The 18881-nt window shown below is 61.4% G+C and carries 18 protein-coding genes; 9 read left to right on the plus strand and 9 right to left on the minus strand.

Annotated features, from left to right (window positions below):
• Positions 1–75 precede the first annotated feature (75 nt).
• Positions 76–366 (plus strand): YkgJ family cysteine cluster protein, encoded by a 291-nt coding sequence (locus ACM3N8_RS12440; protein WP_042868866.1) that lies wholly within the window; start codon positions 76–78, stop codon positions 364–366.
• Positions 367–480: 114 nt separating this feature from the next.
• Here ACM3N8_RS12440 and ACM3N8_RS12445 read toward each other — a convergent pair whose 3' ends face one another.
• Positions 481–894 carry a hypothetical protein gene (locus ACM3N8_RS12445; RefSeq protein ID WP_043556915.1) on the minus strand — a complete coding sequence of 138 codons (414 nt, stop codon included), beginning with the start codon at positions 892–894 and terminating at the stop codon, positions 481–483.
• 277 nt (positions 895–1171) lie between these two features.
• On the opposite strand from ACM3N8_RS12445, the gene ACM3N8_RS12450 reads away from it, so the two are divergent.
• A complete protein-coding gene (locus ACM3N8_RS12450; RefSeq protein ID WP_416016188.1) occupies positions 1172–2617 on the plus strand; it encodes a PepSY-associated TM helix domain-containing protein in 1446 nt (481 codons plus the stop codon).
• 72 nt (positions 2618–2689) lie between these two features.
• Here ACM3N8_RS12450 and ACM3N8_RS12455 read toward each other — a convergent pair whose 3' ends face one another.
• The 5 genes from ACM3N8_RS12455 to ACM3N8_RS12475 form a co-directional block, all read right to left on the minus strand.
• Complete coding sequence (locus ACM3N8_RS12455) at positions 2690–2908, minus strand: DUF6500 family protein (protein WP_042868861.1); 219 nt, start codon at positions 2906–2908, stop codon at positions 2690–2692.
• A gap of 14 nt (positions 2909–2922) precedes the next feature.
• Entirely contained in the window at positions 2923–3936 is a 1014-nt protein-coding gene (locus ACM3N8_RS12460) for a CobW family GTP-binding protein (RefSeq protein WP_290019661.1), read from the minus strand.
• Positions 3937–4053: 117 nt separating this feature from the next.
• Positions 4054–4251 carry a YbdD/YjiX family protein gene (locus ACM3N8_RS12465; protein ID WP_290019660.1) on the minus strand — a complete coding sequence of 66 codons (198 nt, stop codon included), beginning with the start codon at positions 4249–4251 and terminating at the stop codon, positions 4054–4056.
• Positions 4252–4310: 59 nt separating this feature from the next.
• The gene (gene cstA, locus ACM3N8_RS12470) at positions 4311–6446 is read right to left on the minus strand and encodes a pyruvate/proton symporter CstA (RefSeq protein ID WP_290019659.1); all 2136 of its coding nucleotides are present in this window, start codon (positions 6444–6446) and stop codon (positions 4311–4313) included.
• 251 nt (positions 6447–6697) lie between these two features.
• Positions 6698–7603, minus strand: coding sequence for a 1,4-dihydroxy-2-naphthoate polyprenyltransferase (locus ACM3N8_RS12475; RefSeq protein WP_043557061.1), 906 nt, complete (start codon positions 7601–7603; stop codon positions 6698–6700).
• A 207-nt stretch (positions 7604–7810) separates the two neighbouring features.
• Between ACM3N8_RS12475 and ACM3N8_RS12480 the strand changes: the two genes are divergently transcribed.
• The 7 genes from ACM3N8_RS12480 to ACM3N8_RS12510 all read left to right on the plus strand — a co-directional run bounded on the left by ACM3N8_RS12480 (position 7811) and on the right by ACM3N8_RS12510 (position 16546).
• The gene (locus ACM3N8_RS12480) at positions 7811–9130 is read left to right on the plus strand and encodes an isochorismate synthase (RefSeq protein WP_416016189.1); all 1320 of its coding nucleotides are present in this window, start codon (positions 7811–7813) and stop codon (positions 9128–9130) included.
• 50 nt (positions 9131–9180) lie between these two features.
• Positions 9181–10899: a 2-succinyl-5-enolpyruvyl-6-hydroxy-3-cyclohexene-1-carboxylic-acid synthase gene (menD, locus tag ACM3N8_RS12485; protein ID WP_416016222.1), complete on the plus strand. Its 1719-nt coding sequence runs from the start codon at positions 9181–9183 to the stop codon at positions 10897–10899.
• Positions 10889–11656, plus strand: a complete 768-nt coding sequence (gene menH / locus ACM3N8_RS12490) for a 2-succinyl-6-hydroxy-2,4-cyclohexadiene-1-carboxylate synthase (protein ID WP_416016190.1) — start codon at positions 10889–10891, stop codon at positions 11654–11656. Before menD ends, menH begins: the two co-directional genes overlap by 11 nt.
• Positions 11657–11814: 158 nt before the next feature.
• Positions 11815–12675, plus strand: coding sequence for a 1,4-dihydroxy-2-naphthoyl-CoA synthase (gene menB / locus ACM3N8_RS12495; protein WP_416016191.1), 861 nt, complete (start codon positions 11815–11817; stop codon positions 12673–12675).
• Positions 12675–13604 (plus strand): o-succinylbenzoate synthase, encoded by a 930-nt coding sequence (gene menC / locus ACM3N8_RS12500; protein WP_416016192.1) that lies wholly within the window; start codon positions 12675–12677, stop codon positions 13602–13604. The genes menB and menC overlap by 1 nt, the downstream gene beginning before the upstream one ends.
• A gap of 10 nt (positions 13605–13614) precedes the next feature.
• Positions 13615–15021, plus strand: coding sequence for an AMP-binding protein (locus ACM3N8_RS12505; RefSeq protein ID WP_416016193.1), 1407 nt, complete (start codon positions 13615–13617; stop codon positions 15019–15021).
• Positions 15022–15322: 301 nt separating this feature from the next.
• Complete coding sequence (locus tag ACM3N8_RS12510) at positions 15323–16546, plus strand: winged helix-turn-helix domain-containing protein (RefSeq protein ID WP_241278861.1); 1224 nt, start codon at positions 15323–15325, stop codon at positions 16544–16546.
• 2 nt (positions 16547–16548) lie between these two features.
• Here ACM3N8_RS12510 and ACM3N8_RS12515 read toward each other — a convergent pair whose 3' ends face one another.
• Genes ACM3N8_RS12515 through ACM3N8_RS12525 form a run of 3 tightly spaced genes read right to left on the minus strand, consistent with a single transcriptional unit; the run spans position 16549 to position 18876 of the window.
• Positions 16549–17100: a fimbrial protein gene (locus tag ACM3N8_RS12515; protein WP_241278860.1), complete on the minus strand. Its 552-nt coding sequence runs from the start codon at positions 17098–17100 to the stop codon at positions 16549–16551.
• An 11-nt stretch (positions 17101–17111) separates the two neighbouring features.
• Positions 17112–18140 carry a fimbrial protein gene (locus ACM3N8_RS12520; RefSeq protein WP_416016194.1) on the minus strand — a complete coding sequence of 343 codons (1029 nt, stop codon included), beginning with the start codon at positions 18138–18140 and terminating at the stop codon, positions 17112–17114.
• 4 nt (positions 18141–18144) lie between these two features.
• Positions 18145–18876 carry a molecular chaperone gene (locus ACM3N8_RS12525; RefSeq protein WP_043140478.1) on the minus strand — a complete coding sequence of 244 codons (732 nt, stop codon included), beginning with the start codon at positions 18874–18876 and terminating at the stop codon, positions 18145–18147.
• Between the last annotated feature and the right edge of the window lie 5 nt (positions 18877–18881).

Consider the following 18881-nt stretch of genomic DNA (forward strand, 5'->3'; position numbering starts at 1 on the left):
ACCACAGCACGGGCGCCTTTGCAGGCGCCTGTTTTTTATCGCACATGTGCCATTCCCATGGCATGGACAACACAGATGAACAGAGAACCCCAAGCCGACGTCAGCTGCCAGAACTGCGAAGCCTGCTGCTGCCGCCTCGAAGTCATGCTGTTTACCGATACCGGCGTGCCGGATCGCTACGTGGACGAGATAGAGGGACAGGTGCCCGTGATGCACCGGCTGGAAGATGGCTGGTGTGCGGCGCTGGATCGCAACACCATGATGTGCCGCATCTACGAGGTACGCCCTTTAATCTGTCGCGAGTTCGAGATGGGCGAACCCGACTGCATCGATGAGCGGGACAAGTGGTTTATCAACCTGAGTTAACCAAGGGATCGCTCCTCTTTATGATGTGCCGCATCCATGAGGTGCGCCCCCTCATCTACCGCGAGTTCGAGATGGGCGAGCCCGACTGCATCGACGAGCGGGACACATGGTTTATCAAGCGGGCGTGAGCGGAACCGGATCGGCGGCCAGCCGCTGCTCCAGCCAGCACAGCGCCTCGTCGGTCTGCTCGAAGTAGCGGATCGCCTGAAATGGCAGCTCGCTGAAGATCTGATCGGCCAGGTATTGCTTGAAGCTCCCTGCCAGCACCACCGCCAGAAAGGCGCAGCCATTGACGGCGCACCAGCCGAACTGGCGACGAAAGCGGGCAAGCACCTCGGGTCCTGCCGCCTCAAACTCGGTCGCTACCTCGACGATCCCCCAGGGCGCATCGCGCAATTCCGCTATCTGCCGGCTGAAGGCGGCCTCATAGGCCATGGCCCCCGCCAGGTTGAAGGGGCCGCTCGGCTGACAGATCAGCACCTGTCCTCGCCGCTGCATCTCAAAATGGCCGTGTGGTTGCAACTTCACTCCAGTCTCCTTCCTTGGATCCTTTCCCACTGCACCAAAACGGTGGCATGTTGCAACAAGGTAAGGATTTATCTACACAAAGTCCATGCCACTGCACATGGCCAAACCCTTGTCCCACCGCCAGCCAGCCCCTGGCCGGCACAGATGCCCAGGCAATATGGAGCGGCCTCCCCTCCCGTCATGTTCTGTTGCAGTTAACAAAACGTTGCTGCTATCATCCGCGCCGCCATGAACATTCCACCAGCGGAAACGTTGGTCATCAACGCAAGGATCAGAGATGAAAAACCGGGACTCGAGTCACTACCAGCGGATCTGGCGCTGGCACTTCTACGCCGGCCTCTTCGTCGCCCCCTTCCTGATCCTGCTCTCCCTCACTGGCATTGTGTACCTGTTCAAGCCCCAGCTCGACAATCTCATGTATCCCGAGCTGATGAAGGTGACACCTGCCAGCCAGGCCCTGAGCGCCGATCAGTTGCTGGTCAAGGCGATGGTGACCATGCCGGACGCCAGCCTGAGCAAGTACCTGCCGCCGGTCAGCCCGGATGCCAGCGCCCAGTTCATCGTCCGCCAGGGCGGCCGCGAGCTGACCCTGTTCCTCGATCCCGCCAGCGGCGCCCTGCTCGGCACCCTGGACAACCAATGGAATCTGCAGGCGGTGGCCCGCGCCCTGCACGCCGAGCTCCTGCTCGGCACCACAGGGGATAGATTGATCGAACTGGCCGCTGGCTGGGGAATAGTGCTGCTCATCAGCGGCCTCTATCTGTGGTGGCCACGCAAGGGGCCCGGCGTGGGCGGCATCCTCTGGCCCAGGATGAACCAGCGTGGACGCCTCTGGTGGCGTGATCTGCACGCCGTGGTCGGCTTCTGGGGCGCGGGCTTCCTGCTGCTGTTGCTGCTGAGCGGCATGACCTGGACCGGTTTCTGGGGCGATCAGTTCGCCAACGTCTGGAACCGCTTCCCCGCTGCCATGTGGAACCAGGTGCCCGCATCAGCACCGCTTGCCCGCAGCCTGAACCAGGCCCACGATCAAACTGTGCCCTGGGCGATGGAGAGCACCCCCATGCCGAGCTCGGTCACGCCCGATGAGATGGGCTCCATGGCGATGGCGGACACGGCCATGCCGCAGAGTGCGGAAGGCCACGATCACAGCGCCATGAACCATGGCGGGGAACACGAGGGGATGGTGATGGCCGAGCACCGCATCCCGCTGCAGCAGGTGGTGGAGATTGCCAACGAACGCCGGGTCACCCCGGGCTACAGCATCACGCCGCCGGCCGGCAAGAGCGGCGTCTACACCATAGCCCTGTTCGCCGATGATCCGCGCAACGATGCCACCCTGCACATAGATCAGTACAGCGGCAAGGTGCTGGCCGACGTGCGCTGGCAGGATTACGGCCTGGTCGCCAAGACGGTGGAAACCGGCGTCATGCTCCACACCGGCAAGCTCTACGGCTGGCCCCATCAGCTCGCCATGCTGCTCATCTGCCTGATGGTGTTGCTGAGCGCCGTAAGCGGCCTCTGGATCTGGTGGAGCCGCCGTCCGCAGGGCCGTCTAGCGGCGCCGCCGCTGCCGGCCAAACTGCCCCCCATGCGCGGCGCCATCGCCGTGCTGGTGCTGCTCGGCATCTGCTTCCCCCTGGTGGGCGCCTCCATGGTCGTCATCTGGCTGCTGGACAGCCTGATCTTCTCCCGTCGTGCCGCTGGACTGACGCAAGCCGGCTGAGGCCGCTCGCCCGCCGTGGCGGCAAACAAGAAGGGCTCCTCATCAGGAGCCCTTCTTGTTTCATCCCCCCTATTATTCCATCGCCTCCACCAGCGCTATGATCTTCCGCGCCTTCTCGAAATGGTCGAGCCTCTGGGTCTGGATCCACCAGGTCGCCGCCTCCATCAACAACTCGGGGTCGTCATTGCGGTTGGCAAAAAACGCATAGAAGGAGACACCTACCGCCTCCCCCTTCTGCGCAATCTTCTGGTGGCAGACTTGGATGATTTTCTTTTTCAATGATCCGCGCATGTGCTTTTTTCCCCTCATGCTTGCGTCCGGGCAAACCCCTCCCGCAGCGCCTCGACGGGCAGGTAGCGGCCGATGATCACCAGCTTTGAGTGCGGGACTTCTTCCTCCCAAGGAGAGCCGTAATCGAACCCAGCCACCCTGTGTACCCCCTGCACTATCAGACGGCGCGGCTCCCCGGCGATGGCCAGCACTCCCTTGTAGCGCAGCATGTCATTGCCATGCAACTCGATGCACTGCTCCATGAAGGCGCCGATTTGCTTCAAATCCAGCTCGCCCCCCTCGAACAGCTGGGCCGAGATGGCATCCTGCCAGGAGCGCGGCCGGGCCGAAAGCGGGCGAAACGCCTCGAAGCCCTGCTGCCCTGCCCGCACAATGCGAAGGCCTGAACTCAGCGCCAGCTCGTCGCTCAGGCTGAAGGCATCCAGATCCAGCCAGCACTCGGCCGGGCACTCACCCTGCACTATGTCGAGGATCTGCGCCCTGGGATTGATGCCGTGGACTCGCGCTATGGCCGCCTCCCGCGTCGCCCCGTCCACCCTGTCTGTCTTGGTGAGCAGGATGCGATCGGCAAAACCTATCTGGGCCGCCGCCACCGGATGCTCGTCCAGCTGGCGGCCTATGTGTTCACCATCGACCAGGGTGATGACGGCATCCAGGCGCAAGGCATCGCGCAACTCTTCTTCGACAAAGAAGGTCTGGATGATGGGGGCAGGATCGGCGAGCCCAGTAGTCTCGACGATCAGCCGCTCGAACCTCAACTCCCCCGCCGCCCGCCGGGCCAGCAGGTCGCTCAGGGCGGCCCGAAACTCACCCCGCACGCTGCAACAGACGCAGCCGTTGCTGAGCTCCACCACGCTCACCCCCGAGCCTCCCTCCAGCAGGGCGCCGTCTATGTTGGCGGCGCCGAACTCGTTCTCCAGGATCGCCACGGAGGCGTCGACGTGGTGGCGCAGGAAATGGTTGAGCAGCGTGGTCTTGCCGGCGCCGAGAAAACCGGTCAGCAGGGTGACCGCTACAGCATTCGTCATGATGAGAGTCCTGTGGTGAGGAGGCTAGTCGCAGTGTCCGGCCAGAGCCGAGAAAATCGTTCAATCAAGGATGACCGCGACAGCATGTGTAATGGTGGAAGTCCTGTGACGTGAAACCTAACAGCAGCGCCCGCCATTCTTGCCGCCGTAGCGGGCATCCTGGCGTTCGCGAAAGAACTCGTCGTGGCTCATGGGGGTCTGATCGGGATGAGTCAGCCGCATGTGCTGCACGTAGTTGTCGTAATCGGGCACACCCACCATGAGTCTGGCGGTCTGCCCCAGATACTTGCCCGCCTTGGCCAGGGTATCGAACATGCAAACTCCTTAAAGGCCGTCGATGAGGCGCCGGCACCCGCGGGTGCCGGCCTGCTGACTTACTTGAGGCTGGGAGCCAGCTCGCCGTCGTCAGCATCGTCGTCAGACTTGGGCCGGGTTGCACCCGGTTGTTTCGGCATAGCCTGATACGGCGTCTCGTTGGCGGTCGGCTGCGGATTTTTCAGCGCCTTGAGGGCCGTCTTCAGGGAGAAGCCGGCCAGCACCACCACCACCAGCATGAAGAAGATGGTCAGCCCCGCATCCAGCCGGTTGTTGAACACCAGCTGGGCCAGCTGGGATTCGGTGTACTGGGCCGGGATGGTGCCGCTGTCGATCATGGCCTGGAACTTGTTGGCTATGGCCAGGAAGCCGAGCTTGGGATTGTCGCTGAAGGTCTTCTCCCAACCCGCAGACAGGGTGCAGATCAGCAGCCAGCTGGTGGGCAGCAGCGCCACCCAGGCATAGGCCTGACGCTTCATCTTGAACAGCACCACGGCGCACAGCATCAGCGCCATGCCCGCCAGCATCTGGTTGGCTATGCCAAACAGCGGCCACAGGGTGTTGATGCCGCCGAGGGGATCCACCACCCCCTGATGCAGGAAGTAACCCCAGGCCAGCACGCACAGGGCGGTGGCGAGCAGGTTGGCCGGCAGGGAGTCGGTGCGCTTGAGGGAGGGGGAGATGACCCCCAGCAGATCTTGCAGCATGAAGCGCGCCGCCCGGGTCCCCGCATCCACGGCGGTGAGGATGAACAGGGCCTCGAACAGGATGGCGAAGTGATACCAGAAGGCGACGTTCATCAGGCCGCCGAGGGCACCGTGCAGTATGTAGGCCATGCCGACCGCCAGGGTCGGGGCACCGCCAGCACGGGAGATGATGCTCTGCTCACCCACCTCGCTGGCGATGCGGGTCAGGGTCTCGGGGGTGATCTGGAAGCCCCAGTTGCTCACCACGGCGGCGGCGGAGACCACAACGTCTGTGGTGCCTGCCGGTGCCAGCACCGCCATGGGGCTGTTCATGGCGAAGTAGACACCCGGATCTATGACGCAGGCGGCCACCAGCGCCATGATGGCGACGAAGGACTCCATCAGCATGCCGCCGTAACCGATGAAGCAGGCCTGATTCTCGTTGGCCAGCATCTTGGGAGTGGTGCCGGACGAGATGAGCGCGTGGAAGCCGGAGACGGCGCCACAGGCGATGGTGATAAACAGGAAGGGGAACAGATCCCCGGCCCAGACCGGGCCTGTGCCGTCGATGAACTGGGTCAGCGCCGGCATCTGCAGGGTCGGCTGGGTCACCAGTATGCCGATGGCGAGGCCCACTATGGTGCCGATCTTGAGGAAGGTGGAGAGGTAATCACGGGGTGCCAGCAGCAGCCAGACCGGCAGCACGGAGGCGACGAAGCCATAGCCCACCAGCATCCAGGTCAGCTGCACGCCGTCGAAGTCGAAATAGGGTGCCCAGGTCTCGCTCTCGGCCACCCAGCCACCGGAGATGATGGCGAAGATAAGGCACACCAAACCGATCACAGACACCTCGCCGATGCGGCCCGGCCTCAGGTAGCGGATGTAGATCCCCATGAAGATGGCGAGCGGTATGGTGAAGGCCACAGTGTAGGTGCCCCATGGGCTGTGGGCGAGCGCCTTGACCACTATCATCGCCAGCACCGCCAGTATGATCACCATGATCATGAAGGTGGCGACCAGGGCGATGACACCCGCCGTGGGCCCCATCTCAGCCCTGACCAACTCACCGAGGGAGCGACCATCCCGGCGGGTGGAGACGAACAGCACCATGAAGTCCTGTACCGCCCCCGCCAGCACCACCCCGGCCAGCAGCCAGAGCATGCCGGGCAGATAGCCCATCTGGGCCGCCAGCACGGGACCGACCAGGGGGCCGGCGCCGGCGATGGCGGCAAAGTGGTGGCCAAACAAGACCTTCTTGTCGGTCGGCACATAGTCCAGACCGTCGTTGTGACGCACCGCCGGGGTCATGCGCGTGCTGTCGACCGCCAGCACGCGCTTGGCGATGAACAGGCCGTAATAGCGATAGGCGATCAGATAGACGCACACAGCCGCGACCACGATCCAGAGTGCGTTTATCTGTTCGCCCCGGTTGAGGGCGATATAGCCGAGCGAACTGGCGCCCACCAGCGCCATCAGCCCCCATCCCAGGTGTTTCCCTAACTTGTCCATCAGTCTGCTCCCGCCATCGATTTTTACATGTACAACCAGATACGGTTACATCTCTATAGCAATCGCTCTGGCGCCACAATCGGGGCCCGTCACAACTCAACTCGCTGGCCGGAGAATTTCTCAATATTGCCGACCGGATCACGGCAGTTTGGGGAATGGCGATCTTGATGAGACTGAAATGATTGGAAAAACCGGCGGGGATGCCCACAAAAAAGGCCCCTGTTCGGAGCCTTTCATGCATCATCACCCCATCAGGAGAGCGCCAGCCCGATGGAGAGCAGCAGGCTGAACAGGAAGGCGCTGATGGCGGTCTTCTTGAGGGCACCGGTCAGCACCTCGCCATCGAAACTCGTGCGCAATGTCTTGGCGGCGTCCGTGAGCGGCTTCATGGCGGGCAGGAAGATCCAGGGCCAGAAGCTGGCGGGCTGGGTCAGCAGGAAGGCGATGGTACTGATCAGCGCCGCCCCCAGCAACAGCCAGTGATAGGCGATGGCGCGGTTGCGACCGAGCCGCACCGCCAGGGTGATCTTGCCGCTGACCGCGTCCGTCTCTATGTCCCGCACATTGTTGATGTTGAGCACGGCGGTGGCCAGCAGGCCGCAGGCGGTGGCCGGCAGCAGCAGATCCCACTGCAGCGTCTTGGTGAACAGGTAGTAAGAGCCGAGCACCCCCAGCAGGCCGAAGAACAGGAACACAGAGATATCGCCGAAACCGCGGTAGCCGTAAGGGGTCTTGCCCACCGTGTAGGTGATGGCCGCGACTATGGCCGCGCCGCCCAGCACCACGAAGGTGAGGATCTGCAGCCACTGATCGCCGAAGGCGCAGCCCAGCAGGGCGAGGCCGCTCACCACGGCGGCCAGGGCGGTCAACGCCATGGCCATGCACATCTGCTTTTGGGTGATGAGACCCGAGACCACAGCGCGCTGGGGACCGATCCGTTCGCCATTGTCGGCACCGGAGACAGCATCCCCGTAATCGTTGGCCAGGTTGGAGAGGATCTGCAGCAGTATGGCGGTCAGCAGGGAGAGCACCATGATAGTGCCATCGAAGGCGCCACGGCTGGCCGCCAGCCCGGATCCCAGCAAGATGGAGGAGCACGCGAGCGGCAGTGTTCGCAAACGCGCCGCCAGCAACCAGATAGAGAAGGTATTTGTCATATTGTGATGGCCAAACAATCAGATATTGATCGTGTTAAGGGTTATCGAACCGGATTTCGGTATACTTGGCCCCTCGGGAGTCAGCTCCCCGGGCGATTTACATGGACGAATGGGCAGATAATATATAGGAATAATCGCTCCTTTGGCATAAACCAACGGCATCCTTCTGCAGGATTGACCGTCACTATCGGCTCATAGACGAAATCCATGTTGGCTCAGACCCATATCAAGCAACAACTGGACGCCCTGCGTCACGGCAACGCCAGCGGCTTCGTGCGGCTGCGCGTGGCGATCGAGGTCGACTCCTTTTTGGGCTGGCTCGCGGCGCAGACCCTCTATCCCCGTATCTATTGGCATGCCAGAGGGCACGACAAGCCCGAATACGTGGCGCTGGGCTGCATTCGCGAGTTGACCCGGCCGCAGGACATACAACAGGTCTGCGCGCACACGGGCCAGCCCCACGACGACAGTCCGCGCTACTACGGCGGACTGGCGTTCGATCCCGCTCAGCCCGGCTGGCAGGGTTTTGGCCCCTGCCGCTTCGTGCTGCCCCGCATCGAGCTGGTGCGCCGGGGCGAGTGTGTCAGCCTCTGCCTCAATCTCTGGCTGACCGACGGCAATCTGGATGCCGAGCTGCAGGCGGCCGAGGAGGCCCTCGCAGCCCTGCAACCGGAAGCGCCCCTGCCTGCGTTGCAACCCCACAGCTGGCTGCGCCAGGATTGCCCGGGCCCAGCCCAATGGCAGACGCTGGTCGAGCGGGTGACGGCGCCCGATTTTCAGGCGCACACCCCCAAGGTGGTGCTGTCGCGGGAAAGCCTGCTCTCCCGCCAGCGGCACGACGATGACCTCTGCCCCTGGTCCCTGCTGGCGCAGTGGGCACAGCACGCCCAGGACTGCTTCCACTTCGGCTTTCAGTTCTCCCCCGAGCAGAGCTTCATCTCCTGCTCCCCCGAGCGGCTCTACCGCCGGGAAGGGCGCCACCTCTTCACCGAGGCGCTGGCGGGCACCATACGCCGCTCCGGCGACGAGGCGACCGACGCGGCCCTGGCCGCCGAGCTGCTGGCCGACAGCAAGAACCGGCTGGAGAATCGGCTGGTGCACGCCGACATCCTCAGCCGGCTGGCACCGCTCACCACGGGCGCCAGCCTGACCGAGCCGCGCATTCTGAAACTGCGGCTGCTGCAACACCTCAAGTGCGACATAGAGGCCGAACTCAGCCCCGGGGTCTGTGACTGGCAACTGCTGGACGCCCTGCACCCCACCCCAGCGGTGGGCGGCGCCCCGCGCGAAGCCGCACTGGCCTTTATCCGCGAATGTGAACCCTACCAGCGCGGCTGGTATGCGGGGGCCTGCGGCATGCTGAGCCGGGAGACTTCGGAATTCTCGGTCGCCATCCGCAGCGCCCGTGTCACGGCGCAGACCATCACGCTGTTCGCCGGGGCCGGCATAGTGGCGGGATCCGAGCCCGCCGCCGAGTGGGCCGAACTCGACAACAAGATCGCCAACGTGCTCTCCCTGCTGGGATAGCGTTTTCCCATCGACCCTCATTCAGCGAGAGCCCCATGTTTGCGAGCCCCGTGTTTGCCAGTCAACATGCCACCTTCAATCACGTCTGGTCTTCCCTCTTGCTGGAAGAGCTCCATCGCCTCGGCGTGCGGGACATAGCGCTGGCTTCCGGCTCACGTTCGGCGCCGCTCACCATGGCTGCCGCCGCCCACTCCGGCTTTCGTCGTCACCTCCATTTTGACGAGCGGGGCTTGGGGTTCATGGCGCTGGGGCTGGCCAAGGGCAGCGGCCGACCGGTGGCGGTGATCATGACCTCGGGCACGGCGGTCGCCAACCTCTGGCCGGCGGTGGCGGAAGCCCAGCTGACCGGTGTGCCGCTCATCATTCTCTCGGCCGATCGCCCGCCCGAGCTTATCGACAACGGCGCCAATCAGGCGATCGATCAGCAGGGGATCTTCGGGCGCTACCCCGTCTATCAGCAGAACCTGCCGAGCCCCACCCCGACCATACCGGCGGCCTTCGTGCTGAGTTCGGTGGATCAGGCGCTGGCCCAGCAGGCGCTGACGCCGGGGCCTGTGCACTTCAACTGCATGTACCCGGAACCGCTCTACCCCGGCGACGCATATCAAGACTTCAGCGACTACCTGGCCCCCCTCGGTGACTGGCTCCATTCCAGCGAACCCTGGAGCCCCTGGCAGCAGAACGAGCAGATCTGCCCCCGCCAGCCGGATTGGGCGGCCTTGCAGGGCAAGCGTGGCGTCATAGTCGCGGGCCGCATCCAGGATCCCGCCCAGGCGCAGCTGGTGGCCGAGCTGGCCGAGCGCCTCGGCTGGCCGCTGCTGGCGGATCTGCAGAGCCAGATCCGCTTCGATGCCCGCAACCTCATCCACATGGATCTCGCCCTGCAAAACAGCTGCTTCGTGGCCGAGCTGGCTCGCGCCGAAGTGCTGCTGCAATTCGGTGCCCGCCTCATCTCCAAGCGGCTAGGCCAGTTCATCAAGCAGCACCCCTGGCAGGATTACTGGCTGGTGGATCCGCAGCCGGCGCGGCTCGATCCTGATTACCGGCTGCGCCGCCGTCTGGTGTGCGAGCCCACCGCCTTCGCCGCGACCCACAAGGTGAGCACTCGCCACCTGCCCTGGCACCGGCTGGCGGAGCGCCAGCAGAGCGCCACCCGCCAGATCCGCAGCGCCTGCGATCGCTTCTCCGAGCTCGGCGTCTGCCATCGGCTGGGCACCCTGATCCAAGGCCAGCTGTTCGTCGGCAACAGCATGCCGGCCCGGCTGATGGACATGCTCGGCGAAGCGGGCAAGGGACCGAGCCGGGTGATGACCAACCGCGGCGCCTCCGGCATCGACGGCCTGATCGCCAGCGCCTATGGCTTCGCCCAGTCGAGCGAGCAGCCGACGACCCTGCTGATCGGCGATCTCAGCGCCCTGCACGATCTCAACAGCCTGGCCCTGCTCGGCAAATCGAGCCGGCCGCTGGTGGTGATCCTGCTCAACAACGACGGCGGCAGCATCTTTCGCATGTTGCCTGTGCCCACCGGCGATCGGCTGCTGGAGACCTACTACTGCCTGCCCCACGGCCTGCACTTCGAGCATGCCGCCGCCATGTTCGGCCTCCACTATCGGGCACCGACCACGCTGGCTGAATTCGAGCAGGCCTACGGCGCAGCCCTGACAAACCCGGCGTTGGAAAAGAAAGTAACCCTGATTGAAATCAAGGTACCGAGCAGCGAGGTGGCCGAAGATCTGAAAGCCTTGGGAACCCTTATCCGTGGCATCTAGCACTGACCAGCCAACCCTGGTGCTGCTGCACGGTCTGCTCGGCGATGCCAACGACTGGCAGCCGGTGAGCGAAGCCTTGCCTGGAATGGATTGCCACGCGCTGGATCTGCCGGGCCACGGCCACAACCAGCATCTGCGGGTGAGCGGCTTCGAAGAAGCCCATGAGTGGCTCTGCGATGCGCTCAAGGCTCGCGGCATCGAGCAGTACCGACTGGCCGGCTATTCGCTGGGCGGGCGGCTCGCCCTCTATCACGCCAGCCGATCCCCCGCCGGCTTGCAGGCCCTGCTGCTGGAAAACTGCCATCCCGGCCTGCCGCTGGCCGAACGGGCCGCTCGCATCGAACACGACGAGCGCTGGGCCCGGCGCTTCGAGCGCGAACCGCTGACAGAAGTGCTGGCCGACTGGTATCGGCAGGGGGTGTTCGCCGATCTCGACGAGGCGGCCCGCGCCCGCCAGGCAGCTCGCCGCCTTGGCAACGAGGGCAGAGCCGTCGCTAGCATGCTGCGCGCCACCTCGCTGGGCCAGCAGCCGGATCTCGCCCCCTGGCTAAGAGCGGAACCGCTGGCCGGTACCCGCTTGCCGGTGACCTGGCTCTCCGGCAGCCGGGATCACAAATTCCATCAGCTGGCTTGCCAGTTGGTGAAGCAGGGCTGCAATATCAATCACTTGACCCTGGATGGCGGCCACAATCTGCACGCCAGCCAACCCGAGACCTTTGCCCAACTCCTGCGGGAGTGGGTTGTGAACACGCCATAAAACGGCATGACACCCTTTACCTGAGCCGGCGTTGCGGGCTTATCACCAACAAGAAAAAGAGAGTGCACATGATTGAAGCAATGACGGAAGCGGAGCTGTACGCACCTGTTTCGGATGACGCGATTGCTCACTGTGCACGACAACAGAAGGAAAAATAGATGATTGAGGCAATGACGGAAGCAGAACTGTATGCACCTGTCGAGTGGCGCGATTGCTCCACCGGTTACGAGGATATCCTCTATCACAAGTCCGGCGATGGCATTGCCAAGATCACCATCAATCGTCCCCAAGTGCGCAACGCCTTCCGTCCCCGCACCGTCAAAGAGATGCTGCAGGCGCTGGCCGATGCCCGCTATGACGACCATATCGGCACCATCATACTCACCGGCTTCGGCGAGAAGGCGTTCTGCGCCGGTGGCGACCAGAAGATCCGGGGCGACTACGGCGGATACCGGGATGACGAAGGCACCCATCACCTCAACGTGCTCGACTTCCAGCGCGACATCCGCACCTGCCCGAAACCCGTGGTCGCCATGGTGGCCGGCTACGCGGTCGGTGGCGGCCACGTGCTGCACATGATGTGCGATCTGACCATAGCGGCGGACAACGCCCAGTTCGGCCAGACAGGTCCGAAAGTCGGCTCCTTCGACGGCGGCTGGGGCGCCTCCTACATGGCCCGCATCGTCGGCCAGAAGAAGGCCCGCGAGATCTGGTTCCTGTGTCGCATGTACGATGCCCAGCAAGCGCTCGACATGGGGCTGGTCAACACAGTCGTACCGCTGGCCGAGCTGGAGCGCGAAACCGTGCGCTGGTGCCGCGAGATGCTGCAGAACAGCCCGATGGCACTGCGTTGCCTGAAAGCGGCCCTCAACGCCGACTGCGACGGCCAGGCCGGCTTGCAGGAGCTGGCGGGGAATGCCACCATGCTGTTCTACATGACCGAAGAGGGTCAGGAAGGGCGCAATGCGTTCAACGAGAAACGCCGTCCCGACTTCTCCAAATACAAGCGGAATCCCTGATGAAACTCGCTCTCTATCGCTACCAACTGCCTTTTACCCAGCCCCTGACCTTTCACGGCAAGGTGGAGGTGGCGCGAGAGGGCCTGCTGGTTCGCATCGACAAGGGCTGGGGGGAGATAGCCCCCCTGCCCGGTTTCTCCAGAGAGACCCTGGCCGAGGCGCAAGCCGAAGCACTCGGCTGTCTGGAGCAGCTGGCTCAGGGGCAGCCCATAGCGCCCCTGTTGCCCTCGGTGCAATTTGGTCTGGACTGTGCGCGGCGGGTCTGGCCCGAACAAACGGCCACCCTGCCCGAGCCTTATCCCCTCATTCAAGGCTCCCCCCAGGAGCTGCTCAAACACTGGAAGGACTGGCTGCATCAGACGCCCACCAAGGCCAAGCTGAAGGTGGCCCGTTATCCCATGCGCGACGAGCTGGCACTGATCCGCCTGCTGTGCGATCGCATCCCCACCCTCAAGCTGGTGCTGGACGCCAACCAGGGCTGGACCCGTGAGGAGGCCTGGGCCTTCTGCGGTCACCTGGACTCGAACCGGATCGAGTATCTGGAAGACCCTTGCGCCAACTTTGACGACATCGCCTTCGTGGCGGCCCGCACCGGCATGCCGGTGGCCATCGACGAGCTGCTGGCACAGGGCAAACCCTGGGAGCCCATCCCGCAGCTGAGAGCCCTGGTGCTCAAACCCATGCTGCTTGGCTCGCTGGCCAACAGCGAGGCACTGGTCGCCCGCGCCCGCGAGCTACGCCTGAAAGTGATCGTCTCCTCCTGCTTCGAGTCCGGAGTCGGCCTCGGCCAGCTCGCCCGTCTCGCGGGTGAATGGGCGCCGGATCAGGCGCCGGGCCTGGACACCAAACGCTGGCTGGCAAGCGATCTGCTGGACAAGCAAGGCAAACCCGATCCTGGCCTGCTGGAGCCCCTGTTTCACCGTGACTGAAGGGGCCTTAATGCTGCCGACATCTGACCATCACTCCCTCCTGGAACTCTGCCCGGTGCGTCACTGGGCACATATATCTCCCCAGCGCATCGCCATCCACACAGACAAGCCCCTCAGCTATCAGCAGCTGGATGCAAGGCTCAACAGCCTGTGCCGGCAGCTGACGCTGGCGGGCCTGAAAGCCGGCGACCGGCTGGCTGCCGTGGTACGCGGCGCCCTGCCGGACGTCCTGCTGGCCTGGGCCTGCGTGCGCAGCGGCATCGTCTTCTGCCCGCTCAATCCCGCCTTTCCTGCGGCCAGACAGGCCGAACTGGCCCAGCAGCTGGACGTGGCCGCCTGCTGGTCGGCCGACGAAATTCCGGCGGGAATTGGGTGCCCACTGCGGCTGGATTTCGACACTGAACTGGCGGCGGCCGATCAGCCCTGGCCGCTCGCGCCTGCCCAGTTGAACAACATGATCCTCACCTCCGGCTCCAGCGGCACACCGAAAGCCGTGGTGCATCGCCTCGCCAACCACCTGGCCTCGGCACGGGGCTCGGCGTCTTTGATCCCGCTCGATGAAGAGTGCGGCTGGCTGCTCTCCCTGCCGCTGTTTCACGTCGGCGGCTACGCCATCCTGTTTAGGGTCTTTCTGGCAGGCGCCAGCTTGGTGCTCGACGATCGCAGTCAGCCCCTCAAGGCGCGCCTCGAACGCCAGCCCATCACCCACCTCTCGCTGGTGCCGACCCAGCTCTGGCGGCTGCTGGCAGAGGGCTTCGACCCAGCCCGCACCCGCTTGCGCGAGCTGCTGCTCGGCGGCGCCGCCATCCCCGAGCCGCTGGTGAGCCGCCTCAAGGCCATAGGGCTCACCCCCAAGGTGAGTTACGGCCTCTCCGAGATGGGCAGCCAGGTCTGCACCGGCCAGCCATCCGCCGCTGGCGTGGTTGGCAAACCGCTGCCGGGGCGGGAAGTCTGCATCCAGCAAGATGAGATCTGCGTGCGCGGTGACACCCTGTTTGCCGGTTATTTCAAGGCGGGCGTACTGGAGAGGCCGATCGACGAGGCTGGCTGGTTTCACACCCGCGACAAGGGGCATATCACCGCCGACGGCGAGCTGGTGGTGGAGGGGCGGATCGACAATCTGTTCATCTCGGGGGGCGAGAACATACAGCCCGAAACCATAGAGCAGCGGCTGGTGGATCATCCCGCCGTGGCGCAGGCACTGGTGGTGCCCATGCCGAGCGACGAGTGGGGGCAACGCCCCGCCGCCTTCATCGACTGGCACGGCGAGCCTGTGCCCTATCCGGAGCTGGCCGCCTGGATCCGCGCCACCCTGCCCGGCTTCATGGTGCCCGACCTCTGGCAACCCTGGCCCGACATGGGCGGGGCGCTCAAGCCACAGCGAAAGCTGCATCAGCCATCTATCTTCAAGCAATAAGGCGTCATACGACAGTTTCCGACACGGCAGGAGCCGTCTGTATGCACCTTATTCAAGAGAAACCCCGCTCAAGGCCAACATTATCCCTCCATCGTCATCCTGAGTGAGAACGATTACATCATTGGTCATCTTTTTGAGCATTTTTTGAACCAAATTAATCGACTGTAGTACCATGTCCCTCGCCCAGTATCTCGATGGAAATATAATCGATTGATAGTAAAGGAAATTGTTAATTTGGCGTTATTTGAACAACTGCGACATGGTGGTAAAATGCACTCCTTGGCAGTAAGGCGAGTCACACATGAGTAACAAAATTTATAAAATTGCAGAGGAGATATTTTTCTCCGCGGCAATATTCCGACTCTCTAAGGGAGAAAAGGACATCAAGCTCAGCAACAAAGAAGCCGAGCTGCTCGAAATGCTGTGTGATGAGGCAGGTAGTGTCATTCCCAGAAACATACTGCAGGAAGCCTTGTGGCCAAATCAGGATAATACCGATACCAACCTTAATCGACAGATCCTCTCCCTGAGGAGAAAACTGGAATCATTTGGCTTGCTGAACTCAATTGATACCATCCCCAGGGTAGGTTATATCTTCTGTGCACCCATTGAGGTCACCGGGGAGGCTGAAAATACGGAGGCAAGGGCAGAAACACCCGCGGCCTCACCGCGGGCCAGACGCCAATACTCTCGCAGAAAATACGATCGCTATTTCAACCCAAAGCGCATCATGCTGTTTGCACTGCTGATTGTGGTGGTCTCCTCGCTGGCCGCATTTATTTATCATTACAGCAATGAAAATACCCTTAGAACGATTCACCTTGGCCATGTTTCTCTGTATACGACCAGCGAAACAGAAAATGCATTGAAATTGAAGATTGATACGCTGGCACCGCTTGTCAAAAGAGTGCCGCATTATGAAGACGAACGTGTTTCCATTCTCATCGGAAAGGAAGCTATCAGCTACTTTTCCATTGATAATAAAAACAAAGAGTTGTCAGAAAATATCTTCCTGCTGAGAGCCGGCCATTCCATCGCGGAGGAACTGCAATGCGTCATGACGACCATAGCATTGCAGGGCAAGAACGTTTCCCATAATTACTATAACTATCCGAATGCCACCGTCAGATATCACAGCAATTGTCAGGCACCGGATAACTGGGTCGAAATCACCAACAAAAGCAAGATTATAGTGACCATGAACAGAGAAATTGTCGTGGCCACAGTGATAGCAACAGACCATCAGGGGCAAACCCTGTTCAATCTGGATTCCGTTGGTGATATAGAGCGGGATCAGGATGATATTGCGGTCGAAATGAAGAATACCATAGTCAACTTTATCGACCAGAAGGCACTGATCAGCAATAGCATGGTCGCCACCCTGGTGGCTGCCCTGACCCCACCCAAACAGAAGTCGCTGTTTATTCAGCTGCCAGGCGGGATATATCTCTCCAGCTATATGGGCGGTGTTATCTCCTGGCCCAGCCGAGAGAATTTAAAGGTCATCCAGCGTAATGACCTTTGAGGTTATTCATAGGAGACGATGAAGTTGGCCACGGCGGTATAATCCCCGGGTGTGATACTCTTGGCGGCGATCGCATCCGGGTGGCCCTCAACCCGAGCGGAAAACAGCAGTTCATTTTCCGTTGAACCACCCAGGACATAGCCGCGAGAAGCTGTGCCCAAATCCAGCTGGGTCTGAGTGGCATCATAGAGCCGGATCCCGGCCCCCTTGGCTGAACCGGCAGAAAAGGCCAGGGCACCGCTCATCTGCTGGTCCGCAGCACCGCTGAAGGTCACCTTGGCCATGCGGAAGATACCGGGTTTGCAGTTGGTCAGGCGGATGACGAATGGCACCTGAGCCCCGGTACCGGCCGAGTAGAGCTCCCTGACGTCAACCACCCCCATGTCGACCGACTGATCGGCCGATTCGGGAGATATCACGCACGGTTGATCTATGATCCGGCCATGCAGGTGCACAGTGTTGCCCAGCAGCTCCAGGTCATCGCCGGCACGGGGAGCCGCCGTCACCGCCAACACCGGGCACAGCGCCAAGCCTATCCACAATGTCCGCAACATATAACAGCTCCTCACTGGAATTCGGCAACAATGGTGGCGGTGGCGTAGAAGTCGCCCGCAGGGATATCAGCACCTACCGGCGTTATCGGCGCCGCAATAAAGCCCCAATCACCGATATTGCCCTGCATGGAAACAGGATAGAATTCATTCAGCCTCAATGGGGAACCATCCAGCTGTTTGAACTTGATCCCCAGATCAGGGATAACTGTTCCCCCCTGATAGCCATCTTTGGTGGTTCGCAAATACTCTTGATTGAACGATGCAGGTCTCCCAGAAATACCAAGGTTGATTTTCAACGCATTTCCTTCAAATGCACCACCTTTGCATTGGAAGGTCAATGGCAGCACTTTTTCAAAGTTATTTCCATCCAGCCCACTACCAGGCAGATCACCAAATTCAACCTCGATGGTCTGGCCACCATTGATCACACACTCTTCTGGCACATAGAGAATGGATGACTGGATCACAATCCGTGACATCACATCGCCACTGAAGCCAGAGTCTGTCATTCCCAACCTTCCAAACATTTCAACGATTTGGTGGTCAGCAATATGCACGCCATTGATAATGGGTTTTCTTACCCGAAAAGTGACCTGACCATGACTACCACTCTCGAAGTTAAACCTAATATGCCCCCCCTTATTGCAGGGACCATAACGACCTCTATTACTCTCATTATTAAAGGGAGCAGTAACCAGCTCCCTTCTATCTCCAGCGATAAAAATCTCAACCTTCATATCCAAAAATTCATTGAGCTTTACAAAGCCATCACCGACTGGCGGCAAACCATCACTTATCACTGCACGGTAGTAGATGGGTGATGTTGGGATACTCTGGTCTGGACAATATACCGTGCCACCATAAGTGGCACCTAGCGCCCACGTGAAAGGCTTTGTCTTCTCTCCCGGCTTATTGACAATGTCAGCCTTATCAAGATTTATATTATATGTTTGAGTCGAATCTGGCACTACTGCGCCATTGACCGCCAATGCTGGCGCAGCAAGAGCCATCATTCCGGCACAGAGAATGAAACGGTACATAGCATTACTCGCTCTTGATAGCTTTACAGGCATTGCCTGCGCACTGGTATTTGATATCCATATATCCGCCGTAGTCATTGACGTAGCTGATCACAAATTGGTTGCCCAACGCTTCCGGGATCGTGACCGTCTGCTCTGACTTGGGTTCAACCATAAAGGCGGAGAAACCCTTGATCACGGTCCGCTCCTTGCCCTGCGGATGGCCGAGGCCAACGTAGGTGATGTAGTAAGGGGTCGGGTTGTTGACCTTCAGGGTCGTGCCCTGCTTGGTGATCAACACCTGATCCTGCCAGACGGCGCCGCGCTCCGGGATGATGGCCTCGGGGCGGTAGAACAACTTGATCTTGGACTGCACGGCAATCTGCATCACGTTGCTCTTCTCGCTCTTGGGCGGGATCTCGCGCAGGTTGAAGTAGTAGATCGACTCGCGATCCTTGGGCAGGCTGTCGATGGCTGGCACGCTGGCGATGCGCACGATGGACTTCTGGTTGGCATCCACCCTTTGTACCGGCGGCAATATCACGAAGGGAGAAGATATCTTCTGGCCCTGGGTGTCTTCAATCCAGGCCTGCGCCAGGTAGGGCAGCTTCTGGTTCTCGTTCTTGATGTTGAGGCTGATGGATTTGGCACCGCCGGGATACACGACCCGGGTACGATCCAGCACTATGGCAGCACTGACGTTGAGCGAGGTCATGCCCAGCACGGCCAGACAGGTATAAGAGAGCAGCTTTTTCATCGGTA

This window comes from Aeromonas sp. A04 (assembly GCF_047780465.1).
GTDB classification, from domain to species: domain Bacteria; phylum Pseudomonadota; class Gammaproteobacteria; order Enterobacterales; family Aeromonadaceae; genus Aeromonas; species Aeromonas bestiarum.